The sequence below is a fragment of the Pyrofollis japonicus genome, from assembly GCF_033097485.1.
Taxonomy (GTDB): Archaea; Thermoproteota; Thermoprotei_A; order Sulfolobales; family Pyrodictiaceae; genus Pyrofollis; species Pyrofollis japonicus.
In genome coordinates this window covers 794,609-811,863 of sequence record NZ_AP028634.1, presented here as the reverse complement: position 1 = coordinate 811,863, position 17,255 = coordinate 794,609, and the positions used below count along the sequence as shown (strand labels likewise).

At 50.3% G+C, this 17,255-nt stretch carries 16 protein-coding genes; 7 read left to right on the top strand and 9 right to left on the bottom strand.

Going from position 1 to position 17,255, the window contains the following annotated elements; genetic code table 11:
• Positions 1-221: 221 nt before the first annotated feature.
• Entirely contained in the window at positions 222-968 is a 747-nt protein-coding gene (locus tag SBG41_RS04060; protein WP_317896273.1) for an RNA ligase partner protein, read from the bottom strand.
• Positions 913-1,254, bottom strand: coding sequence for a hypothetical protein (locus SBG41_RS04055; RefSeq protein ID WP_317896272.1), 342 nt, complete (start codon positions 1,252-1,254; stop codon positions 913-915). The genes SBG41_RS04060 and SBG41_RS04055 overlap by 56 nt, the downstream gene beginning before the upstream one ends.
• On the opposite strand from SBG41_RS04055, the gene SBG41_RS04050 reads away from it, so the two are divergent.
• Entirely contained in the window at positions 1,235-1,762 is a 528-nt protein-coding gene (locus SBG41_RS04050) for a hypothetical protein (protein WP_317896271.1), read from the top strand. The genes SBG41_RS04055 and SBG41_RS04050 overlap by 20 nt on opposite strands.
• The gene (locus tag SBG41_RS04045) at positions 1,737-1,958 is read left to right on the top strand and encodes a hypothetical protein (RefSeq protein WP_317896270.1); all 222 of its coding nucleotides are present in this window, start codon (positions 1,737-1,739) and stop codon (positions 1,956-1,958) included. Before SBG41_RS04050 ends, SBG41_RS04045 begins: the two co-directional genes overlap by 26 nt.
• Here SBG41_RS04045 and SBG41_RS04040 read toward each other — a convergent pair.
• The 3 genes from SBG41_RS04040 to SBG41_RS04030 all read right to left on the bottom strand — a co-directional run bounded on the left by SBG41_RS04040 (position 1,955) and on the right by SBG41_RS04030 (position 4,008).
• Complete coding sequence (locus tag SBG41_RS04040; RefSeq protein ID WP_317896269.1) at positions 1,955-3,127, bottom strand: RNA ligase; 1,173 nt, start codon at positions 3,125-3,127, stop codon at positions 1,955-1,957. The genes SBG41_RS04045 and SBG41_RS04040 overlap by 4 nt on opposite strands.
• Before the next feature lie 117 nt (positions 3,128-3,244).
• Complete coding sequence (locus SBG41_RS04035; RefSeq protein WP_317896268.1) at positions 3,245-3,553, bottom strand: DUF4258 domain-containing protein; 309 nt, start codon at positions 3,551-3,553, stop codon at positions 3,245-3,247.
• Positions 3,554-3,567: 14 nt separating this feature from the next.
• Complete coding sequence (locus SBG41_RS04030; protein WP_317896267.1) at positions 3,568-4,008, bottom strand: metal-dependent hydrolase; 441 nt, start codon at positions 4,006-4,008, stop codon at positions 3,568-3,570.
• 194 nt (positions 4,009-4,202) lie between these two features.
• Here SBG41_RS04030 and SBG41_RS04025 point away from each other — a divergent pair, with 194 nt between their 5' ends.
• Positions 4,203-4,958 (top strand): SDR family NAD(P)-dependent oxidoreductase, encoded by a 756-nt coding sequence (locus SBG41_RS04025; RefSeq protein WP_317896266.1) that lies wholly within the window; start codon positions 4,203-4,205, stop codon positions 4,956-4,958.
• Positions 4,959-5,336: 378 nt separating this feature from the next.
• Here the strand turns inward: SBG41_RS04025 and SBG41_RS04020 are convergent, their stop codons facing one another.
• Complete coding sequence (locus SBG41_RS04020; RefSeq protein WP_317896265.1) at positions 5,337-6,887, bottom strand: alpha-amylase; 1,551 nt, start codon at positions 6,885-6,887, stop codon at positions 5,337-5,339.
• A gap of 24 nt (positions 6,888-6,911) precedes the next feature.
• Positions 6,912-8,162, bottom strand: coding sequence for an NDP-sugar synthase (locus SBG41_RS04015; RefSeq protein WP_317896264.1), 1,251 nt, complete (start codon positions 8,160-8,162; stop codon positions 6,912-6,914).
• A 119-nt stretch (positions 8,163-8,281) separates the two neighbouring features.
• On the opposite strand from SBG41_RS04015, the gene SBG41_RS04010 reads away from it, so the two are divergent.
• On the top strand, positions 8,282-9,814 hold the full coding sequence (locus SBG41_RS04010; RefSeq protein ID WP_317896263.1) for a glycogen/starch synthase: 1,533 nt from the start codon (positions 8,282-8,284) through the stop codon (positions 9,812-9,814).
• Between the two features lie 18 nt (positions 9,815-9,832).
• Here the strand turns inward: SBG41_RS04010 and SBG41_RS04005 are convergent, their stop codons facing one another.
• Positions 9,833-10,864 carry a CBS domain-containing protein gene (locus SBG41_RS04005; RefSeq protein WP_317896262.1) on the bottom strand — a complete coding sequence of 344 codons (1,032 nt, stop codon included), beginning with the start codon at positions 10,862-10,864 and terminating at the stop codon, positions 9,833-9,835.
• A 267-nt stretch (positions 10,865-11,131) separates the two neighbouring features.
• Between SBG41_RS04005 and SBG41_RS04000 the strand changes: the two genes are divergently transcribed.
• Positions 11,132-12,046, top strand: a complete 915-nt coding sequence (locus SBG41_RS04000; RefSeq protein ID WP_317896261.1) for an ArsA family ATPase — start codon at positions 11,132-11,134, stop codon at positions 12,044-12,046.
• 5 nt (positions 12,047-12,051) lie between these two features.
• Here the strand turns inward: SBG41_RS04000 and ppsA are convergent, their stop codons facing one another.
• The gene (gene ppsA, locus SBG41_RS03995; RefSeq protein WP_317896260.1) at positions 12,052-14,448 is read right to left on the bottom strand and encodes a phosphoenolpyruvate synthase; all 2,397 of its coding nucleotides are present in this window, start codon (positions 14,446-14,448) and stop codon (positions 12,052-12,054) included.
• 234 nt (positions 14,449-14,682) lie between these two features.
• Here ppsA and rbcL point away from each other — a divergent pair, with 234 nt between their 5' ends.
• Both rbcL and SBG41_RS03985 read left to right on the top strand, forming a co-directional pair.
• Positions 14,683-16,011: a type III ribulose-bisphosphate carboxylase gene (gene rbcL / locus SBG41_RS03990; protein ID WP_317896259.1), complete on the top strand. Its 1,329-nt coding sequence runs from the start codon at positions 14,683-14,685 to the stop codon at positions 16,009-16,011.
• 355 nt (positions 16,012-16,366) lie between these two features.
• Positions 16,367-17,230 (top strand): hypothetical protein, encoded by an 864-nt coding sequence (locus SBG41_RS03985; protein WP_317896258.1) that lies wholly within the window; start codon positions 16,367-16,369, stop codon positions 17,228-17,230.
• Positions 17,231-17,255 lie beyond the last annotated feature (25 nt).

Below are 17,255 nucleotides of genomic sequence, written 5' to 3'. Positions count from 1 at the left end.
AAGATATACTCTTATTCTTACTCCGGACTTCACCCTCACACCCATATCAATACCAGAGTACTACCCGGGTAACCTCTCTATAATGGCGAGCTAGCTGGGAGGGGCTTTCAGAGCCCCATCTCATCTATTTTGCATTACCAGTATCTTCTACAAAGTCGCTGAACAGAGTCTAGAGGAAAATAGGGGTTCTTGCATTCTTCCGAGACAAAGACCGAGATGCTTCAACTCTCTTGGCGAACAAGTTCTATTTCTTGGAGTGTCTTGGCCTCCTCTTTTCCCTTCTCACTTTCTTTGGCTCTCTGTGTTAACCGGCGCACAATGCCTATGAAGCGTAGGGGATCTATTGAGACAACGCCTAGGGCTTCAGCGAATCGCCTTACCCCCTCATCGTTACTGACAAGTATTGCTTGGAGTTCTAGTGCGAGTAATATGGCGTCAAGGTCTTCAACGCTGTCTAGTACCCCGTGTCTAGTTGCTTGTCGGTAGCGCTCGCGAAGCCCTCTTATCAGTGCTCCTAGTTTTTCGCTTCGTGTATCGCGCGGCGTGGATTCTTGAGGATACATTCCTCCAGCCTCAAAGGCTCTGCGAACATGTTCTTCCGCTACTCGCAGCCCCCTAGTCATTCTATTTCTAACTTCTTCAACGTACTCCCTGAAAACAGTCGCAGGTACCCGTATCTCATGACGGGCTGGCGGCTTTATGGTTATCCAGGTAGATAGTTCCTCAAAGGCTTTGAGAGAGACGCCATTAGAGAGGAGGAATCGCCTAGCCTCCTCATAGACGCTTGGAGGCATATATATTTCTAGGCCGTAGACGAGGCGAGCCTCTGCCAGCATTTCTGCTAGCAATCGTATGGCCTCGTCAACGTCTTTTGCTCCGAGGAGGCCGCGTATCCTTGGATCGGTGAGAGCACTAGTATCGAGCACGTATACTCGTAGGCTCCTCTGAAGCCTCCTCTCTTCCGCCATGCTGCATCACCTTTGCCTGGCTAATGCTGTCTTGGTGTGAATTGGTAGCGCCCCATTCTACGTATTTTGTATAGTTGCTTCTTGTCTGAAAATAATATTTCCCCCAACGAGCACGAAGAGAGAACGGCTTGGCTATCCCTACCGCACACGAGGCAACCATGTGTATGAGGCGCTGAGAAGTCTTGGAGACCATAGCGCGGAGTCTTACCGCAGTAGCCATTACTGCTTGGGGTTTGATATTCTTCGCGAGCCTATTCAGCATTGGCTTGCTCCTCTCCGACCTCAATACATGGCTCCCCTTTGTTGCAAGATACTGGTTGGCAGCGGCTGGGCTTTCAGCAGCCTCCACCTATGCTGTTGGCCGCCTCCTAGCAGAGCACTACTCTATGGTCCTCCGTGTGCTGGAGAATAATGAGCCGCGGCTTCTCCTAAGATGCCCGGAGCCTAAGGTCTACGACTCTGTCGCGAAGATGGCGCAGGTTGTTGCAGGTTTTGAGCAGCTCTCTTCACTATGGCTTTTCTCAGCAGCTTCTCTAGGCCTACTCAACATCTATAGTATTGTTTACACGTATTTTCTCGTAAAGCTAGGTAATAAAGTCCTAGCAGAGATAACAGGAAGAAGAATTGGCTACAAGGCTCCACGGGTGGCACTGGTTTCCGCACTGCTAGTAGCCTCGCTCGGCCTACTATCTGTTGTTCCAGGCTACTTTGTTAACAAGTTGCTCACCAATAGCTATAACGTTGCATCAATGTATATGAGTGAGGAAAATGCCTCGGTGCAAATTGCTGGCTAGCCTAATCCTGCTGGGCTACATACTCTACGTTGTGGCACTATTTGTGCCCAGGCTATCATATTATGTTGTCAGAGCTTCTCTTGCAGTAATCGTAGGCGTGCTAGCCTATATGGCTATACTGTACTTAATGGCTCGGTGTACTCGTAGAAGCCGAGACGAGAAGGCGGATGAGTTAGCTAAAACACCTATAGGCTAGTCTATCGGCGTTAGACCGGTTTCGAGTATCTTTCTAACCTCGACCCAAGTATCCTTGGGCTTCCTTATCCTTGCCTTTAAGAACCCGTTTTCTTCCCATGTTGATAATATGACTAGGTCTATGCCAAGGCTCGACATATAGTCTACGAACTCGTTAAGCTCATCAGCGTTAGCGAATTCTAGTTCGAACTCCTCTGCAACCATTTCTCCCTTCGCAACGAGCGTAACAGTCTCTATTGCGGGCTTCAATATGGCTGTGCCGAGCTCCAATGCTAGACTATCAAGCTTTGGCCCTTGCAGCCCCTCCTCATAGGCCCGGAATATTTCTCTAAGTATCCTTGAGAACAAGAAGCTACGACCCTCCTCCATGAAGAACCGCATACCGTAGCGTAGGTCGCCGATATTCGTCGCTGGAGTCGTATACTTGAGCGGCGGTACTCGGTACTCCGGATCCTTCATAACAATGCCTTCTCTCCCCTCCCTGTTAAGCTTCTCAAGGATAGCCTTGATGCTGTCAACGTCATCTTTGTCAACGATACCTAGTACCGGTACGTGCGGTATACCATGCTTCTCCGTCACCTCGTCCCTTATCCGTGGCGGCAATGGTTTTCCTTCGCGAAAGATATCGAAGACGAAGTATCCGAACTTTGGTGCCTCTGGGTAGAAGTACCGGGTATACGGATTCTCTAACCCTATTACCTCGCCGGCCAAATAGTGGTCGTCGGCGCCGATTTCTCTAAGCGCCTCCTTAATTTTTTCGCCTAGGAGTCTCGTAAGCCTAGCAGTAGTATAGGGGCATACTAGCCCGCCCCGCGTTATTGCCAGAACCCTATCGTCGATGAGCACTACTCTCACGTTATAGCCATTAAGCTTCTCCTCGACAACCACCTTGTCGATGAAGTGCCTTGGGACAGCAACGCGCAGCAACACGGCTCTCTGGATAGGAGGATAGCCGTGAACGACCCTACTCCATCCCCGGCCAAAGAGGATTACAGTACCCTCAGGATAACCTGCTAGCTCACGTCGAAGCGATGCATACATTATGCCTCGATACGAGCGTATCCGTATAACTCTACTACGTACAAGGTTCTCTACTCGATCCCTCTCAATACCTAGGGCGTCTGCAATAGTATCGTAAACCCAAGGCTCTGGCGTCCACTCCTCAGCCATTTTAGCCACCTCCTGCAGTATTCCGTAAGTTGTTTCTAACCCCCGCTTGTTATCCTAAGGCCCGTAGAGAGCAATATAGATATGGAATAATGAATATAATAGGCCTGTATTACCCAGCTACATGACCCAGCGGTACCGCTTTCTCCCGAGCCTCCCAGTTAGTGCCTCGTATTCCTTTCTGCGAAGAACAGTTACGACCTCAACAAAGGTGACACGATCAGCCACAACAACGGCTACGTTGTTGGATCCAAGAACGAGGTACACATCCTTTCTACGATCATACAGAATCTGTACCGGCTCACTAAGAGCACGACGCACGTCCTCCTCGCTTATGCCCCGCTCAACCATTCTCTTTCTAGCATGATTTGTGAAGACTAAGCGGCGTCCACCAAGGCTCCAAGGAGGCTCATCTAAATAACGAATCATCGCGTGCTCCCTTCCTAATACGCGTAAAGGGCAACAATGATAAGCAGTACCGAAAGCACCTCAATAATCACATTGGCGACTCTGCTGCTGGAACGCAGTCTCGCCAAACGATACCTCCTATGCCTAATAGGATAGAGAAGCGCGACCCCCCTAACCGTAAGAGAGTCTAAAAATACGTGTCCAAGAAAGCCTAGGAGAGAAGAAGCACCCAGCACAGCAGACAATGTAGTTGATACGAAGCGGCCTGCGAAAAACACAGCAAGAGTGATACCAAGAGCAACGAAGACGTTGTGCATAATCATCCTATGCTTCCAGCGCAGATCAGTATCGGGCACTAGCCCAGCCAATATACCAGCTAGAAGGCCAACATACCAATAGAGAATGTCATGGGCTATGAGTTTTGCGGCAACTAGCCCTAGTAGTGCAGAGAAAGCAACATGTGCTCCACGATTCACGGCAGCATACCCTCAAAGCATTGGAAAGATCTTCGGTACAATACTATGGTGAATCACTCCCTAAATTTCCTTAACTAGTCTTACTATATAGGCTTTAACACACTCCTTTCCCGAGGAATGATTATAGCTAATGGGTTTTGGCCGCCATAGGGTTATGGGGGAGCCACGTACATAGTATAGGAGCGGTGACGGGTATGGCGCTACCCGGATACGTTTTCGTAACTGGTTCAAGTCGCGGTATTGGGCGCGCAATAGTGCTCCGATTCGCCTCAGAGGGATATGCTGTTGCGGTGACCTATAGAAGTAGTCGTGATAAGGCTGAGAAAGTCGCTGAAGAGGCCCGTAAGCGAGGAGCAGCCGACGTACTTGTCATCCCCTTAGACGTGACTGATCCCAAGAGTGTCGAGGACGCTCGTAGGGCGGTTGAGGAGAAGTGGCCGTACCTAAACGTCCTAGTAAACAATGCAGGCATACTGCACGTGGGCTCAACGGAGGAGACGAGCCTAGAGGACTGGGAGAAGGTGATAAAGGTAAACCTTACCGGAGTTTTCCTCGTAACTAAGACCTTCCTGCCTCTGCTCCGCAAAGCACCCTGGGCAAGCATCGTAAACATTGCCAGCATAGCCGGGCAGACGGGCAACATAGTGGCATCAACAGCGTATGCCGCCTCAAAGGCAGGTGTAATCGGGTTTACGCGGCGGCTTGCTGTGGAGCTAGCACCTTACAAGATACGCGTAAACGCGGTAGCACCCAGCTTTGTCGAGACAGACATGGTGCGCGACTTCATAGATACACCGGAGAAGAGGAAACGAATAGAAGAGCTACACCCACTTAAAACAATCATACAGCCCGAGGACGTAGCTGAGGCAGTCTACTTCCTTGCATCGCCAGCAGCCAGGACAATAACTGGGCAAGTACTAGGAATCAACGCCGGCAGGCTAACGTGTTAAGCAAATCGATAACTGCGCGTGTGTCGGTAAACCCCGCCTCCCCATCACAGCACGAGGCTCAGCCCCCGTAGACTTCTCCCCATTTTTCTCTAATCCTTGTCTAAGAGAAGGCTTAGCGCAACAATAAAAGTAAAGTTTATGCTTAATCCAAGTCCTTTCAATCTAAGGAGAAGAGACTCAAGATAATCGGAAATAGTTATCATACAAGAGAGTTAGATTCGAGTACCTACTTATTGGCAGTCTTGTGCATAAAGCATTCGTACACGTATTGCTCGTTATTTTGTGTGTAAATATCGCTGTAAGCACATGCCTCTGAAAAATTATAACAATAAAAGTGATAGTATAATGGCGGCGGATTGGCGTCTTCTACATTTCAGTTTAGCTAAAAGATCCCCGTTCAAGTATTTTTAGTAATATTCTCCTAATTATTCTTCTTAGATGTCTTGCATTCGCTATGTGTCGTAGCGCTTTGTCTATTTTTTCTACCTCATTGTCTAGAAAGAACTGTGTCCTAAGCCAATGTTGGAGGTCACCTCTTTTTACATGGTAAATCAATGACTCTATAGGTACTTTTTCTACAGCCTCTATAAGTTCCTTTATACTCCTAGCCGAAATGCCTAATGGAATCCCGTTAGGCATGTAGAAGTAGAATGCTCGGCTCCTTGGAAGCCTTATCCTTGTAACATACTTTGTCGGATTCTTTGCTATTTCGTCAACAATGTCTCTTAGGAGCAGCGTGAGCGCCTCAACATAGTACTGGTAAGCTGCGTAAGGGGACTTGTATGGAGAGAAGTAGTGATGAACCTCTCCTGCAGGCCCTGTCTTTGTAGCCATGTAGTAGTAGTGGTCGCTTATCCCTAGCAACCTCCATGCACGCAGAGCCCAGCCTCCGATAGCCTTAGCGTAGGGCTCTAGTTCCGCGTAGAGGCGGAAGACGCGCTGCTGCATCTCGTTACCAAGCCACGCCGACGTGTCCCGCTCATCGGCCCAGCTTATAGTAGCCCATCCAGGCACATCATATGTGTCAACGGGCTGGTGGCTTCTGGCAGCCTCTTCTGCGCTCATGATTCTCAATCCCCTTCTCGTAATCTCTCTTGGCAGATGTCGGAGAAACCCATGGATGCCAGTCTCTGGTTTATGGTGCTCTCCGAACGTCTCGTAGTCCACAGCGATTAAGACTACGTCGCCCGGCGTAGCCCTAAGCCATTCCGCGTACTTGTCTGCTGTAAGTGGGTACTGGTCCCAGCTAGTCATAGAGAATCGGAACCCTATGTCATCACTGAGGCGATAGTTTCTTAGAAGAAGGCGCAGTGGTACGCCCCATGCACGGTAAACATAGTTTGGGCTCCGCCATCCAAGAACCCAGTCAACGCCTTCTGTGATAGCAGCCTCGTATCCAAGCTGGTAAAAAATGCGCGCAATATCATTATTGTAAATCATCTCTGTGTTCTCGGCAACCCTTGGTTCAACTCCAAACACTTCTTTTATAGTATCTCTATGAAGCCTTAGCTGGTCTATGAACTCGTCGGGATCAGGGAGCAGGGATGCGAGAGTATGGTAGTATGTTTGCTCGATGATTTCGAAGAAGCCTTTTTCAACACCTTTGCTAAGCAAGTCGATTACTTCTGGCTTGTACCTCTTCGCTTGCTCGATGAAGACGCCGCTAATGCTGAAGCTGAAGCGAACACTATGTCCCTCTTCGGCTAGTTTATCAGAAGCCTCTAGCAATATCCTTGTTGTCGGTATATAGCAGCTCCTTGCTACTCGCTCAAACACTTCTCGATCAAGCATATGGTTGAAAACAAGCTCTTCTAACCGCTTGCTGACGGACCTGCCGCTGAATGCGTCGTGCAGCAGTTTCCGTGCCTTATCAGCCGCGAGGCGATAGGGTTGATGAACCTCAAACATGAATACAACGTCTCTAACCATATAGGCCAGCTCTCCACGCCTTTCCTAGACTATTGTTAGTCCCGTAAAGGTGACGTTTGAGGGCACGTACTTGCCGGGCCATATCTTAGAGTCTATGACGCGGGCATTCCTTCCGACGAACACGTTGTTCCCGATAACGCTATTTTCTATTACGGCTCCGTCGTCTATGCGCACATGTCTCCCGATAACGCTATTTCTTATCCTTACTCCCTTGCCTATGTACCCTCTATCCATTATGACGGAGTTCTCTATTACAACGTCATCCGATACTACAACATAGTTATCAATCACGGATTCAGCTATTAGCACATTCTCCCCAATAGCCGTATGTCTCCCCACGAGAATTGGGCCCTTTACCCTGATTCTCCCCTTCTTTGCCTGATCAATGAATCTCTTCTGAGCCTCCCTCGATAGCTCGCTACGCCCGAGCATCAGTATATCGCCATAGACGAAGTCTACGCCCAGAATCTCCGGTGAGCCATGCCTAAGGAAGTACCTAATAGCACGCATATACGATTCATGAGTCCCTATGTCGAACCACGCCCCCTTCATAACATAGCCGCATACACGGTAGCCATCCTCTATGAGCGCAGGTATGACGTGGCGACCGAAGTCCAGCAAACCGTTCTCGTATAGCCTCCGGCCGCGCCCCTCTTCGAGAAACTCTACGAGCATCCGCGAGTCAATGACATATATGCCGGTATTGATTAGCCTTGAAGGTGCCTCCTCAACCCTCTTCGGCTTCTCAACGAACCGTGCAATAGTTCCATCATCGCGCAGCTCGGCCACGCCGAACCTTCTGACCTCTTCGATGTTCTCGAGCTCATAGAGAACTATCGTCATGTCGCACTTGTTTTCCTCGAAGCTCTTACCGAGGTCTTCGAGGTCGAGCCCGTCAAAGATGTTGTCGCACTGAGTTATGAGGACGGGTTCGTCGATCTTGTAGTACTTGATTATAGAGTATACTGCCTCGGCGTTGCCGCGCGAAATTATGTTAGGCATATATCGTATACGGAACTCGTCCCTACCATAGCCAAGTCTATGAGCGATAGCCCGCCCCGAGCCAAAGTAATCATATACCTGGACGTAGTTATGGTAGCCGCTCACACCCATATATATCACACGTATACCTTGAAGCGCGAGCATTGTGACTATGTGCTCCAGTAATGGGCGATTCAAGAACCTAACCATGGCTTTAGACGTGTCAACAGTTAACGGATATAGTCTTGACCCGACACCACCTATGGGTATGATCGATGTCCTTAGCTTAGTCATTAAGCGCACCCGTCTTAATCCTCGGATTCTACTCCAGCGCCACCGAGAAAATGTTTAGGGTGGAACTATACTAGATAAGTGTGCCGCAATCACCCGATACCTTAGGTGTAGCTGCAGAATTGCCGCTCTACGCCCCCCCGAGTATACATAGGGTCTGGCACATTACCTTCGAGTATCCACGTATCGCGAAGGTAGGTGGGCTCGCCGAAGCTGTGCGATCAATGGTCCGTGGCCTAGTATCCAGAGGCTACGATGTAACGGTCATCATGCCCTCCCACGGAGTCCACCTCAATCCTAATCGAGGTTTCTGGCTCAGAGCCCTAGACTTTGAGGCAAGCGGTACAAGGATAGGAATAGACGGATCGCACTATCATTACCGAATAGGGGCTGAGGAAGCCAGGCTTGACGGTGCCCGCATAATATTGTTCAAAGGGCTTGATACGTCCACGGGCCTAGTGTTTGATGCCCCTTATCCCTATGATAATGCCGAGGAGAAAGCTGCACTCCTAACACGCGCAGTCACCGCTTTCGCCGAGCAACACGGGCTCCCTGACCTCGTTCACGTACATGACTGGCCAACTGTGCTTGCAGGCGTAGCGCTAAAGGATCTCGGGGAGAGAAAGGGGCTCGCAATACCGCTGGTATACACTATTCATCTCTCCGGAGGCAAGTGCTTTCCCTGGCACTATGCATCAGAGGCTTGGAGCGGGTTACAGGATAGGCTGCACCCGGTATGGAGGGTTGTTCGCCACGAGTATCTCAGCTACCGCCAACTCTGGGACAGTCTCGGAGGATGCCTAGAAGCGTTCGGCGTACACGAGAGCGACTTGTTTACCACTGTCAGCTACGGGTACCTAGACGAGCTTCTCAAAAAGTATGGTGAATGGCTTCGCCCAAAGACCTGCGTCGTGTACAACTCGACAGATTGGCGCGTAGACGAGGTGCGAGAATGGCTACGTAACCGCTATGGAACAGACGATAGAAGGACGCTAAGGTGGAGACTGGTAGTTGAGGCCCAGCAGCAGTGCAGTGATAAGTGGGGATGGATAGAGCCCGGGGATGGCCCCCTCTACATAACGTCTGGGCGTATGACGAGCCAGAAAGGGTTCGATATAGCCTTACAAGCCCTGGAGTACGAGCCTAGGGCGAAGCTCCTTGTTCTCGGCCTCCCTGTAGGTGACCACGGATATGAGGCGTGGATTCGGGGCTTAGCGGCAAAGTATAGTGGGAGAGCAGCAGTCCTCAAGTGTAGACTAGACCCAATGATGTACAAGGCGCTGTTCTATGTGGCCACGGGGTTTGTCGCCGCTTCCCGGTGGGAGCCATTCGGTATAGTGGCGGTGGAGTCCCTCGCAGTGGGTACGCCGGTCATAGCTTCTGCTGTGGGCGGGCTAAAAGAAATCGTTATTGATCTTCGGCGTGACCCAGTGAATGGTACGGGTTTGCTCGTTGAGCCGGAGAATCCCTGGGCACTCGGTGACGCGATGAGAACCTTGGCAAACATTGTTGAGTACAGCGAGCTCAGTGAAAGAGTGAGAGAAAACTGCGTTAGGAGAGTGGATACAACGTTTAGGATAGGAGCAACGACCACGATGCTGCTAAGATGCTATGAGAAGGCGCGCCAGATGGCCTACTATAGAGCCCATGCATGAAAAAGACGAGGATAGGGTTTAGGGCCTCTTTATCATCTCGGGTGCTGCTACCAGTGTTAGCGTGTCGCGTACTTCTCTCATCGTCCTTATGTGCTCGGTTATCGTCTTTGCTAGCTCGTCTACAGTCTTGGCCTCTATTCTCACTACTAGGTCGTAGATGCCTGGGACGGATAGAACCTCTGTGACGTTCGGTACCTTGATGAGCCTTTCTGCGATCTCCTTCTCGCGCCCAGGCTCAACGTTCATTAGCACTAGTGCTACTGCCTTTGGCCCAAGCTTCTCTAATACGTCGAGCGCGGTGAATGCTAGGTCTGTTACTGTTACGACTCTCACGGATCTCGACTCTGGCTCCATCGCTATTAGCCTCATGACGCCGTTCTCCTCCATGAGTTCTACTGCTGCCCTGGCGTCGAACGTTATTGGTACGCGTAGTGCCACCTTTCTGGCGTAGTTGGCTACCTTTGCGGCCTCTAGGTCTTCCTCCTTGACTACTGCTTCAAGAAAGTCCCATTCGCGTAGAACCTTTAGGTCCTCGCCTTCCCTTATGAATACCTCTGTTACGCCGTTAGCCTCCATGGCCTTGGCGGCTGCCACTATTGAGGCGTCGGGTGGCAGTACTACTGGGTTCCTGGCTCTAGCCTCTATGGTTGCCATGCCGAAGGGTATCTCCTTCCAGAGTTTGAAGGCAATGTGTCTCGGCTCTACAACGCCCTGGATCTTGTTACGATAGTCTACTACGGGTAGGAATCTTACACTCTCCTTCCTCATAGCTCTAAGCGCTTCCTCTACGGTGTCGTCAATCCTTATTACCACTGGGTCCGTTACAGCGTACTGTGCAAGCGTAGTCTTCGCAATGTTGACGCCCTCAGCGATGGCCTTTACGAGCCTTCTGAAGGTTAGTACTAGGCTGGGTCTCCTCTCAACATCGGTCGTCACGACGCCTAGTAGCTTGTTGGCAAGCATTACCTCAGCTGCCTTCTTGAGCGTCTGGTCAGCAGCCATTAGGGGCAAGTGCTTCGACTCCATTACATCCTTAACCAGTAGCATCATAGGTCTCACCTCTTTAGAACTGATTCTACCCGTGTATAAATATAAGTAATAGGGAGCCGCTTCTACAAAAGCATTATCCTCAAGAATTACACGCGGAATCGAAAATAGAAATAGTGAGTCAAAAACAATATATCAATATTAGCAAACGCTTGCCGGCTCACTGATTAATAATGTCTGTAAATATGCCTGGACAAGTACGATTAAACACTAATTATTACTGGGGTAGTCAATGGAGCATATGGAGGGAAAGACAGCTAGGCGGTAGTCTTGCTCCTAATAAGCCTATGGGGCAAAGGGGGTGTCGGCAAATCAACTATCGCGGCAGCTCTCTCCACAATTGCTGCAAGCAGCGGTAAGAACATACTACTATTATCTACTGACCCCGTGCCAGCTGCCAAGCGACTCCTATGCGGAGACAAAGAAGCAGAAACTGGTAAGGCTCTTTGCAGAGGCATAGAGGTCATTGAGCTAAGCGAGGAGGATGTTAAGAAGCTCTGGATTAAGAGATTCGGCGATGAAGTCTATGAAGTTGTCTCATCGTTTCTCCCAGTAGACAAGTGGATCATTGACTATGTCGCAGGTGCACCAGGTATTGCTGATCAATTTCTACTATACTACGTCTATGAGCTTGTTAGAAGCGGCCGCTATGACGTGATTGTCTGGGACACGGTAGCAGCAGGCGGCAGCATCAGGATGCTTCGTATAGAAGAAGAACTCTATACACACATGGGCGACGCTGCTAAGCTATATCTAAGAATTAAAGGCGTATTGGACCGTATCCGCCGCGGGCACAGAGACCCTCTCGAGCTAATAGACGAGTGGCGCGGGCTTGCAAGAGGAATACTTGACATGTTTGCCTCAAGTATCCACCGTCCCTTATTGGTAGCCGAGCCAACAGAACTGGCTGCGGCAGTTACTATGAGCATATACCGAGAACTCTGTACTCATAACGTGATTCCCAGAGGCCTGGTAATTAACAAGGTCCTCATGGAAAACCCTTGTAGGGACTGTAGCCTCTTAGAAGAAGTTGTAGAAGAGCATAAGAACTCTCTGAAAAGCCTCGACGAGATAAAGCTAAGGAAATACATTGTGCCATTCATCGAGGCTAGGGGATTTAAGAGAATAGAAGCCGTAGCAGCCGGCCTCGAAAAACAAGGGATCTGGAAGGATATTGCCTCATAAAGGTTCTAGAGCTTTCCCAGCTTTCTCAACGCGTCCTCGATTCTCTCTAGGCGTCGTAGCATAACCTTGCGCTCTATTGAGGCCACCAGTCTCCTCGTTGCTATCACTGCGTCGGGGTTAACGCTTATACTATCGATTCCCGCCTCTACTAGGAACTCGACTATCTCTGGGTACACGCTTGGCGCCTGGCCGCAGATAGACACAGTCCTACCGTGGCGGTGAGCGCCCTCTATCAGCATCTTTATGGCTCTTAGTACCGCTGGGTCTCTCTCATCAAAGTACCCCATTTCTGCTAGGAGCTGTGAGTCTCTGTCTACACCTAGTACTAGCTGGGTTAGGTCGTTGCTGCCTATGCTGAACCCATCTACTAGTTTCGCAAATTCATCTACGAGGAATACGACACTCGGAACCTCGGCCATGATCCATACTTTGAAGTCCTTGCTCCTCTCAAGGCCCTCCTCGGCCATTATGTGTAGTACTTTCTCTACCTCCCACGTGGTTCGGACAAATGGCAGCATTACCCATACATTCTTGAGCCCCATCTCCTCCCTTACCTTCCTGACGGCTTGCACCTCTAGTCGGAACGCCTTCTCGTAGGCTGGGTGAATGTAACGTGATACGCCTCTCCATCCAAGCATAGGGTTGCGCTCCTCTGGCTCGTATTTCTCACCGCCCTTCAAGCCACGGTACTCGTTGGTCTTGAAGTCGCTGAACCTTACAACCACTGGTCTTGGATAAATGGCGCTAGCGACCTTTGCTATGCCCTCGGCAAGCCTATTTACGAAGTAATCTGGTTTACCCTGCTCAATCAAGTAGACTGGGTGATAGCCTATCCAGTCAGAGAGAATGAACTCTATCCTCATCAACCCTATACCGTCGAATGGTAAATCAACGTACCTGTCAATAGCTTCCGGCTGGCCAAGGTTCATGTATATCTTTGTCGCCGTGACAGGGTATAGGTCGTGGAGCACTTCTGGGCTCAGCGCCGCCGCAGCCTTGACCTCCTTCTTTTTCTTCCCGATCTCTACTCTGCCCTCATAGACTACTCCGAGGCCACCGTCAACCGTGACCAGCATGCCGGTCTTTATCACCTTGGTGGCATTCCCGGTTCCTACGACGGCTGGTATGCCGAGCTCCCTGGAGACTATTGCTGCGTGGCTAGTCATTCCTCCCTCATCCGTCACTATTGCAGCGGCCTTCTTCATCAATGGTACCCAGTCTGGGTCAGTCATCCGGGTTACGAGGATATCGCCCTCGCGGAACTCGTGGGCTTCAGGGCTGTGCGGGTCAAGTATGACTCTTGCGACTCCGGTAGCTACGCCAGGACTAGCGGGCAAACCCTTGGCTAAGATCTTGTGTTCCGCTGTCTTGGCCTCCTCTTTCCTTGTTTCTGCCTTCTCCTTCTTGCGGCTCCAAACCGTCTCGTATCTCGCCTGGACAATGAAGATGTTATTGGGCGGTGCAATGTCCTTGTCAATAGCCCACTCGATGTCCATGGGGTGCTTGTAGTGGTTCTCTATCTGTATACCGTACTTAGCCAACTGCTTTACCTCGTCGTCGCTTAGGCTCGGCTTCTTCGCCATCTCCTCGGGAACCGCCATTTCAACATTCTTACCCGTTTCAGGGTCATAGGTTATCATAATCTTCTTCTCGCTTATTCTCTTCTCCTTGATCTCCAGGGTCTTCTTGTCTACAACGAATTCATCCGGAGTAACCTTGCCGCCTACTACTGCCTCCCCAAGTCCCCACGAAGACTCGATGACGACAACATCTGGGTTGCCAGTAACCGGGTGGATGGTGAACATTACTCCGGCTGAGCGCGCGTTGACCATTTTTTGGACAACTACGGCCATGTATGCTTTTAGATGATCTATGCCCATTTGCTCCCTGTAGAATATGGCTCTTGCTGTAAAGACGCTTGCCCAGCAAGCCTTAACCCGGTCAATTACGTTGTCTTCCCCCTTCACGTTAAGGTAAGTCTCTTGCTGTCCGGCAAAGCTTGCCTCGGGCAGGTCCTCGGCTACCGCGCTGCTCCTCACAGCGACCAGGGGATCCTTGATCCCTATTTTTTCGCCGAGCTTTCTATACGCTTTCCTAATAGCTTCCTCGACATCCTTGGGCATCTCAGCCTTCATGATGAGTCTTCTGATCTCTTCGCTAACCTTTTCGAGCTGCTCCGTGTTGTTCACGTCGAGGCCTTCGAGAAGCTTAGCGATCTTCTCCTGGAGCCCGCTTTTCTCCAGAAAGAGTTTGTAGGCTTTCGATGTCACCACAAAGCCTGGTGGAACTGGAACACCGGCAGTAACGAGCTCGCCTAGGTTAGCTCCTTTGCCTCCAGCTAGCTCTGTATCAGTTGCTCTGAGATTTTCTATCCATATTATAATAGGTTCGGAAGCCGACAAGCAGTAACCCTACCCCACTATTCTGCTATTTCTTTAAATGTTTTGTTGCCTCTATATTCGAGAACCTCGCGATATTACTAGCAATCTCAGCAATATTAGTCTCCAATACCACGAGAATCCGAATGCTGAGAGGCAGTACTTCTCAGCGAACCCCATATAATGCTCCGATACGGCATAGACTAATTTGAAGCCCTAGAGAGCCTAATCCTATGCGTTCTGAGAGGCTGACTCCTCATGCCGGAATTCGAACCCTACCATGCATTCGTCGACACCTCTTTCAAACCCGACCCTGAGGAGCACATCATAGTAACATATCGCGCTATTCCCTCTGAAGGCTTCAGTGCCACCGATGTAGCTGGAGCCATAGCGGCAGAGAGCAGTGTAGGCACCTGGACAACACTCTATGAGTGGTATTCTCGTGAACGAGTCGAGAAACTCAAGGGCATTGCTTATGAGATACGCGGCCTCGGTGATGGAAGCTACTTGGTGAGAGTAGCATACCCTGTGGACTTGTTCGAGGAAGGAAACATAGCTGGCTTCATGGCCTCTGTGGCGGGCAACGTCTATGGAATGAAAAGGATTAAGAAGCTAAGACTCGAGGACATCTACTTCCCGAAGAAGTTTCTCGAGTACTTTAAGGGCCCGAACAAGGGTCTTCCAGGCGTACGCGAAATATTCCGCGTCTACGACCGCCCTATAGTCGGCACGGTTCCAAAGCCCAAGGTTGGTTATTCTCCCGATGAGGCGGAGAGAGTAGCGTACGAGATACTCGTTGGTGGAATGGACTACATAAAGGACGATGAAAACCTCACAAGCCCCAAGTTTTGCCGTTTCGAGGCACGGGCAAAGGCGATAATGAGGGCTATCGAGAAGGCAGAGAAAGAGACCGGTGAGAGGAAAGTCTGGTTTGCAAACATAACCAGCGATGTAAGAGAAATGGAGAAGAGGCTTAAACTCGTAGCAGACTACGGAAATCCATACGTAATGGTTGACGTCGTCATCGCGGGTTGGAGCACAGTAACATACATCCGCGACCTCGCCGAGGAATACGGCCTAGCAATCCACGGCCACAGAGCATTCCACGCAGCCTTCACGCGCGACCCGTACCACGGCGCATCAATGTTCGTCCTAGCAAAGCTCTACCGCATCATAGGCATAGACCAGCTACACATAGGCGTACCAGGAGTAGGAAAAATGGAGGCAAAGACCATAGAGGTGTTAAGCAACGCTAACGTCCTAAGAGAGAAAACCTTCAAGCCCCTTGAAGGCGACGAGGTCCGCCTACCTCAAGACTTCCACCACATAAAGCCAGCAGTCCCGGTATCCTCCGGCGGCCTGCACCCCGGAAACATCCCAGACGTGATAAAGCACCTAGGCATAGACCTAGTCCTCCAAGTAGGCGGCGGCGTCCTCGGTCACCCCGACGGTCCTAGGGCGGGAGCAGCAGCTGTTAGACAAGCCATAGAGGCTACAATAAAGGGAATAGAGCTAGAAGAATACGCGAAGACACACACTGAGCTGAGAAGAGCCCTAGAGAAGTGGGGTAGGGCAAAGCCTGCTTAGACGCTACACAACTAACGACATAGCCATATAGTCATAGTAGTGACTGATTAATGAGCACAATGCTTCGACCAAATAACTCATGTGCGTAGCGTGTGCGGCTTCCTTGGCTTTTCTTAGCGGCTTCTCAGTGCTCAGCCCCTCTTCATCCCCTCATTCTTCGAGGAGGGTAAGCGGGGTTCGAAAGACTCAGCACTATCCAGGCAGCCTTATCCTTTATCATGGGGATAAAAACACGCTGTTCCCAGTGATGATGCCGGGCAGCAGTTTTTGTATAATCTCTCGTGCCTCGGCAGACAATATAGCAATATGGTAAAATAATAGGCCTAATATAGTAGTACATTGGGGGCGCCCATTATTGTCTAGAACTAGGCTCCTGGTTGCAATACTCCTTGTAGTAATCGGTATCAGTAATGTTGTCCTTGCCCTACTTGTATCTAGCAAGCAGACTCTTCACGATGTGCGCCGTGTCGTCGTATTTAGTGCTGATATTTGCGAGGACGGAGTATATACTGGGTATGGTTTCCACGTAATCAGTAAGGAGTATGATAGCCCTACGCCGCAGCTTGACAGCATATTCGGATACATAGCTGAAATAGACTACTTCGTATACCCCGTAGAGCCGCATAACTGTAAGCGATTCCTCCTAAAGCGCTACATCTACGTACAGAGCCCCCTAGAGCATAGATACTACGAGGTACTGTCTTCCTCGGACCCCTTGTTTAGTGGCACGCTCCCCGATCTACGCCTCGACAACGATACAATTGGCTTGATTAAAACGATGTGTCCCAGCCTTAAGCGCGCGGTACTCGATATCTATGTCGAGTTCAGAGACTCGTATATCGTGCTAGACCCCTTGACGAGGCCTGCCGAGGTTGCTAGACTCCAGTTCGGTTTCCCGGAGACCGTGGTCACGCTCAGTGTCCCACTAGTGATTGAAGAGGATAAGGCTATGCTTTTGCCCCAGGAAGCCAACTACAGTACCACTGGGTTCTACGATATAGAATGGAGTCAGCCACATTGGATAGCGAGCGCTAAGTGTAAGTCATTTCCCTTCTACCTCGTGGAAAAGGAGCGCTTAGCTCTACGCGAAGTCAGCGTAAGGCTGCCGGACATGTTTAAGCTGTTCCACTACCTGGCGTGGGCTTTGGTCGCGGAGTCTATTCTACTAGTAGCGGCTGGGCTCGTGGTTGCTAGGGGCAATAAACGAGGAAACACTTGATCAGCCTCTTAGTCTTCTTGCAGCG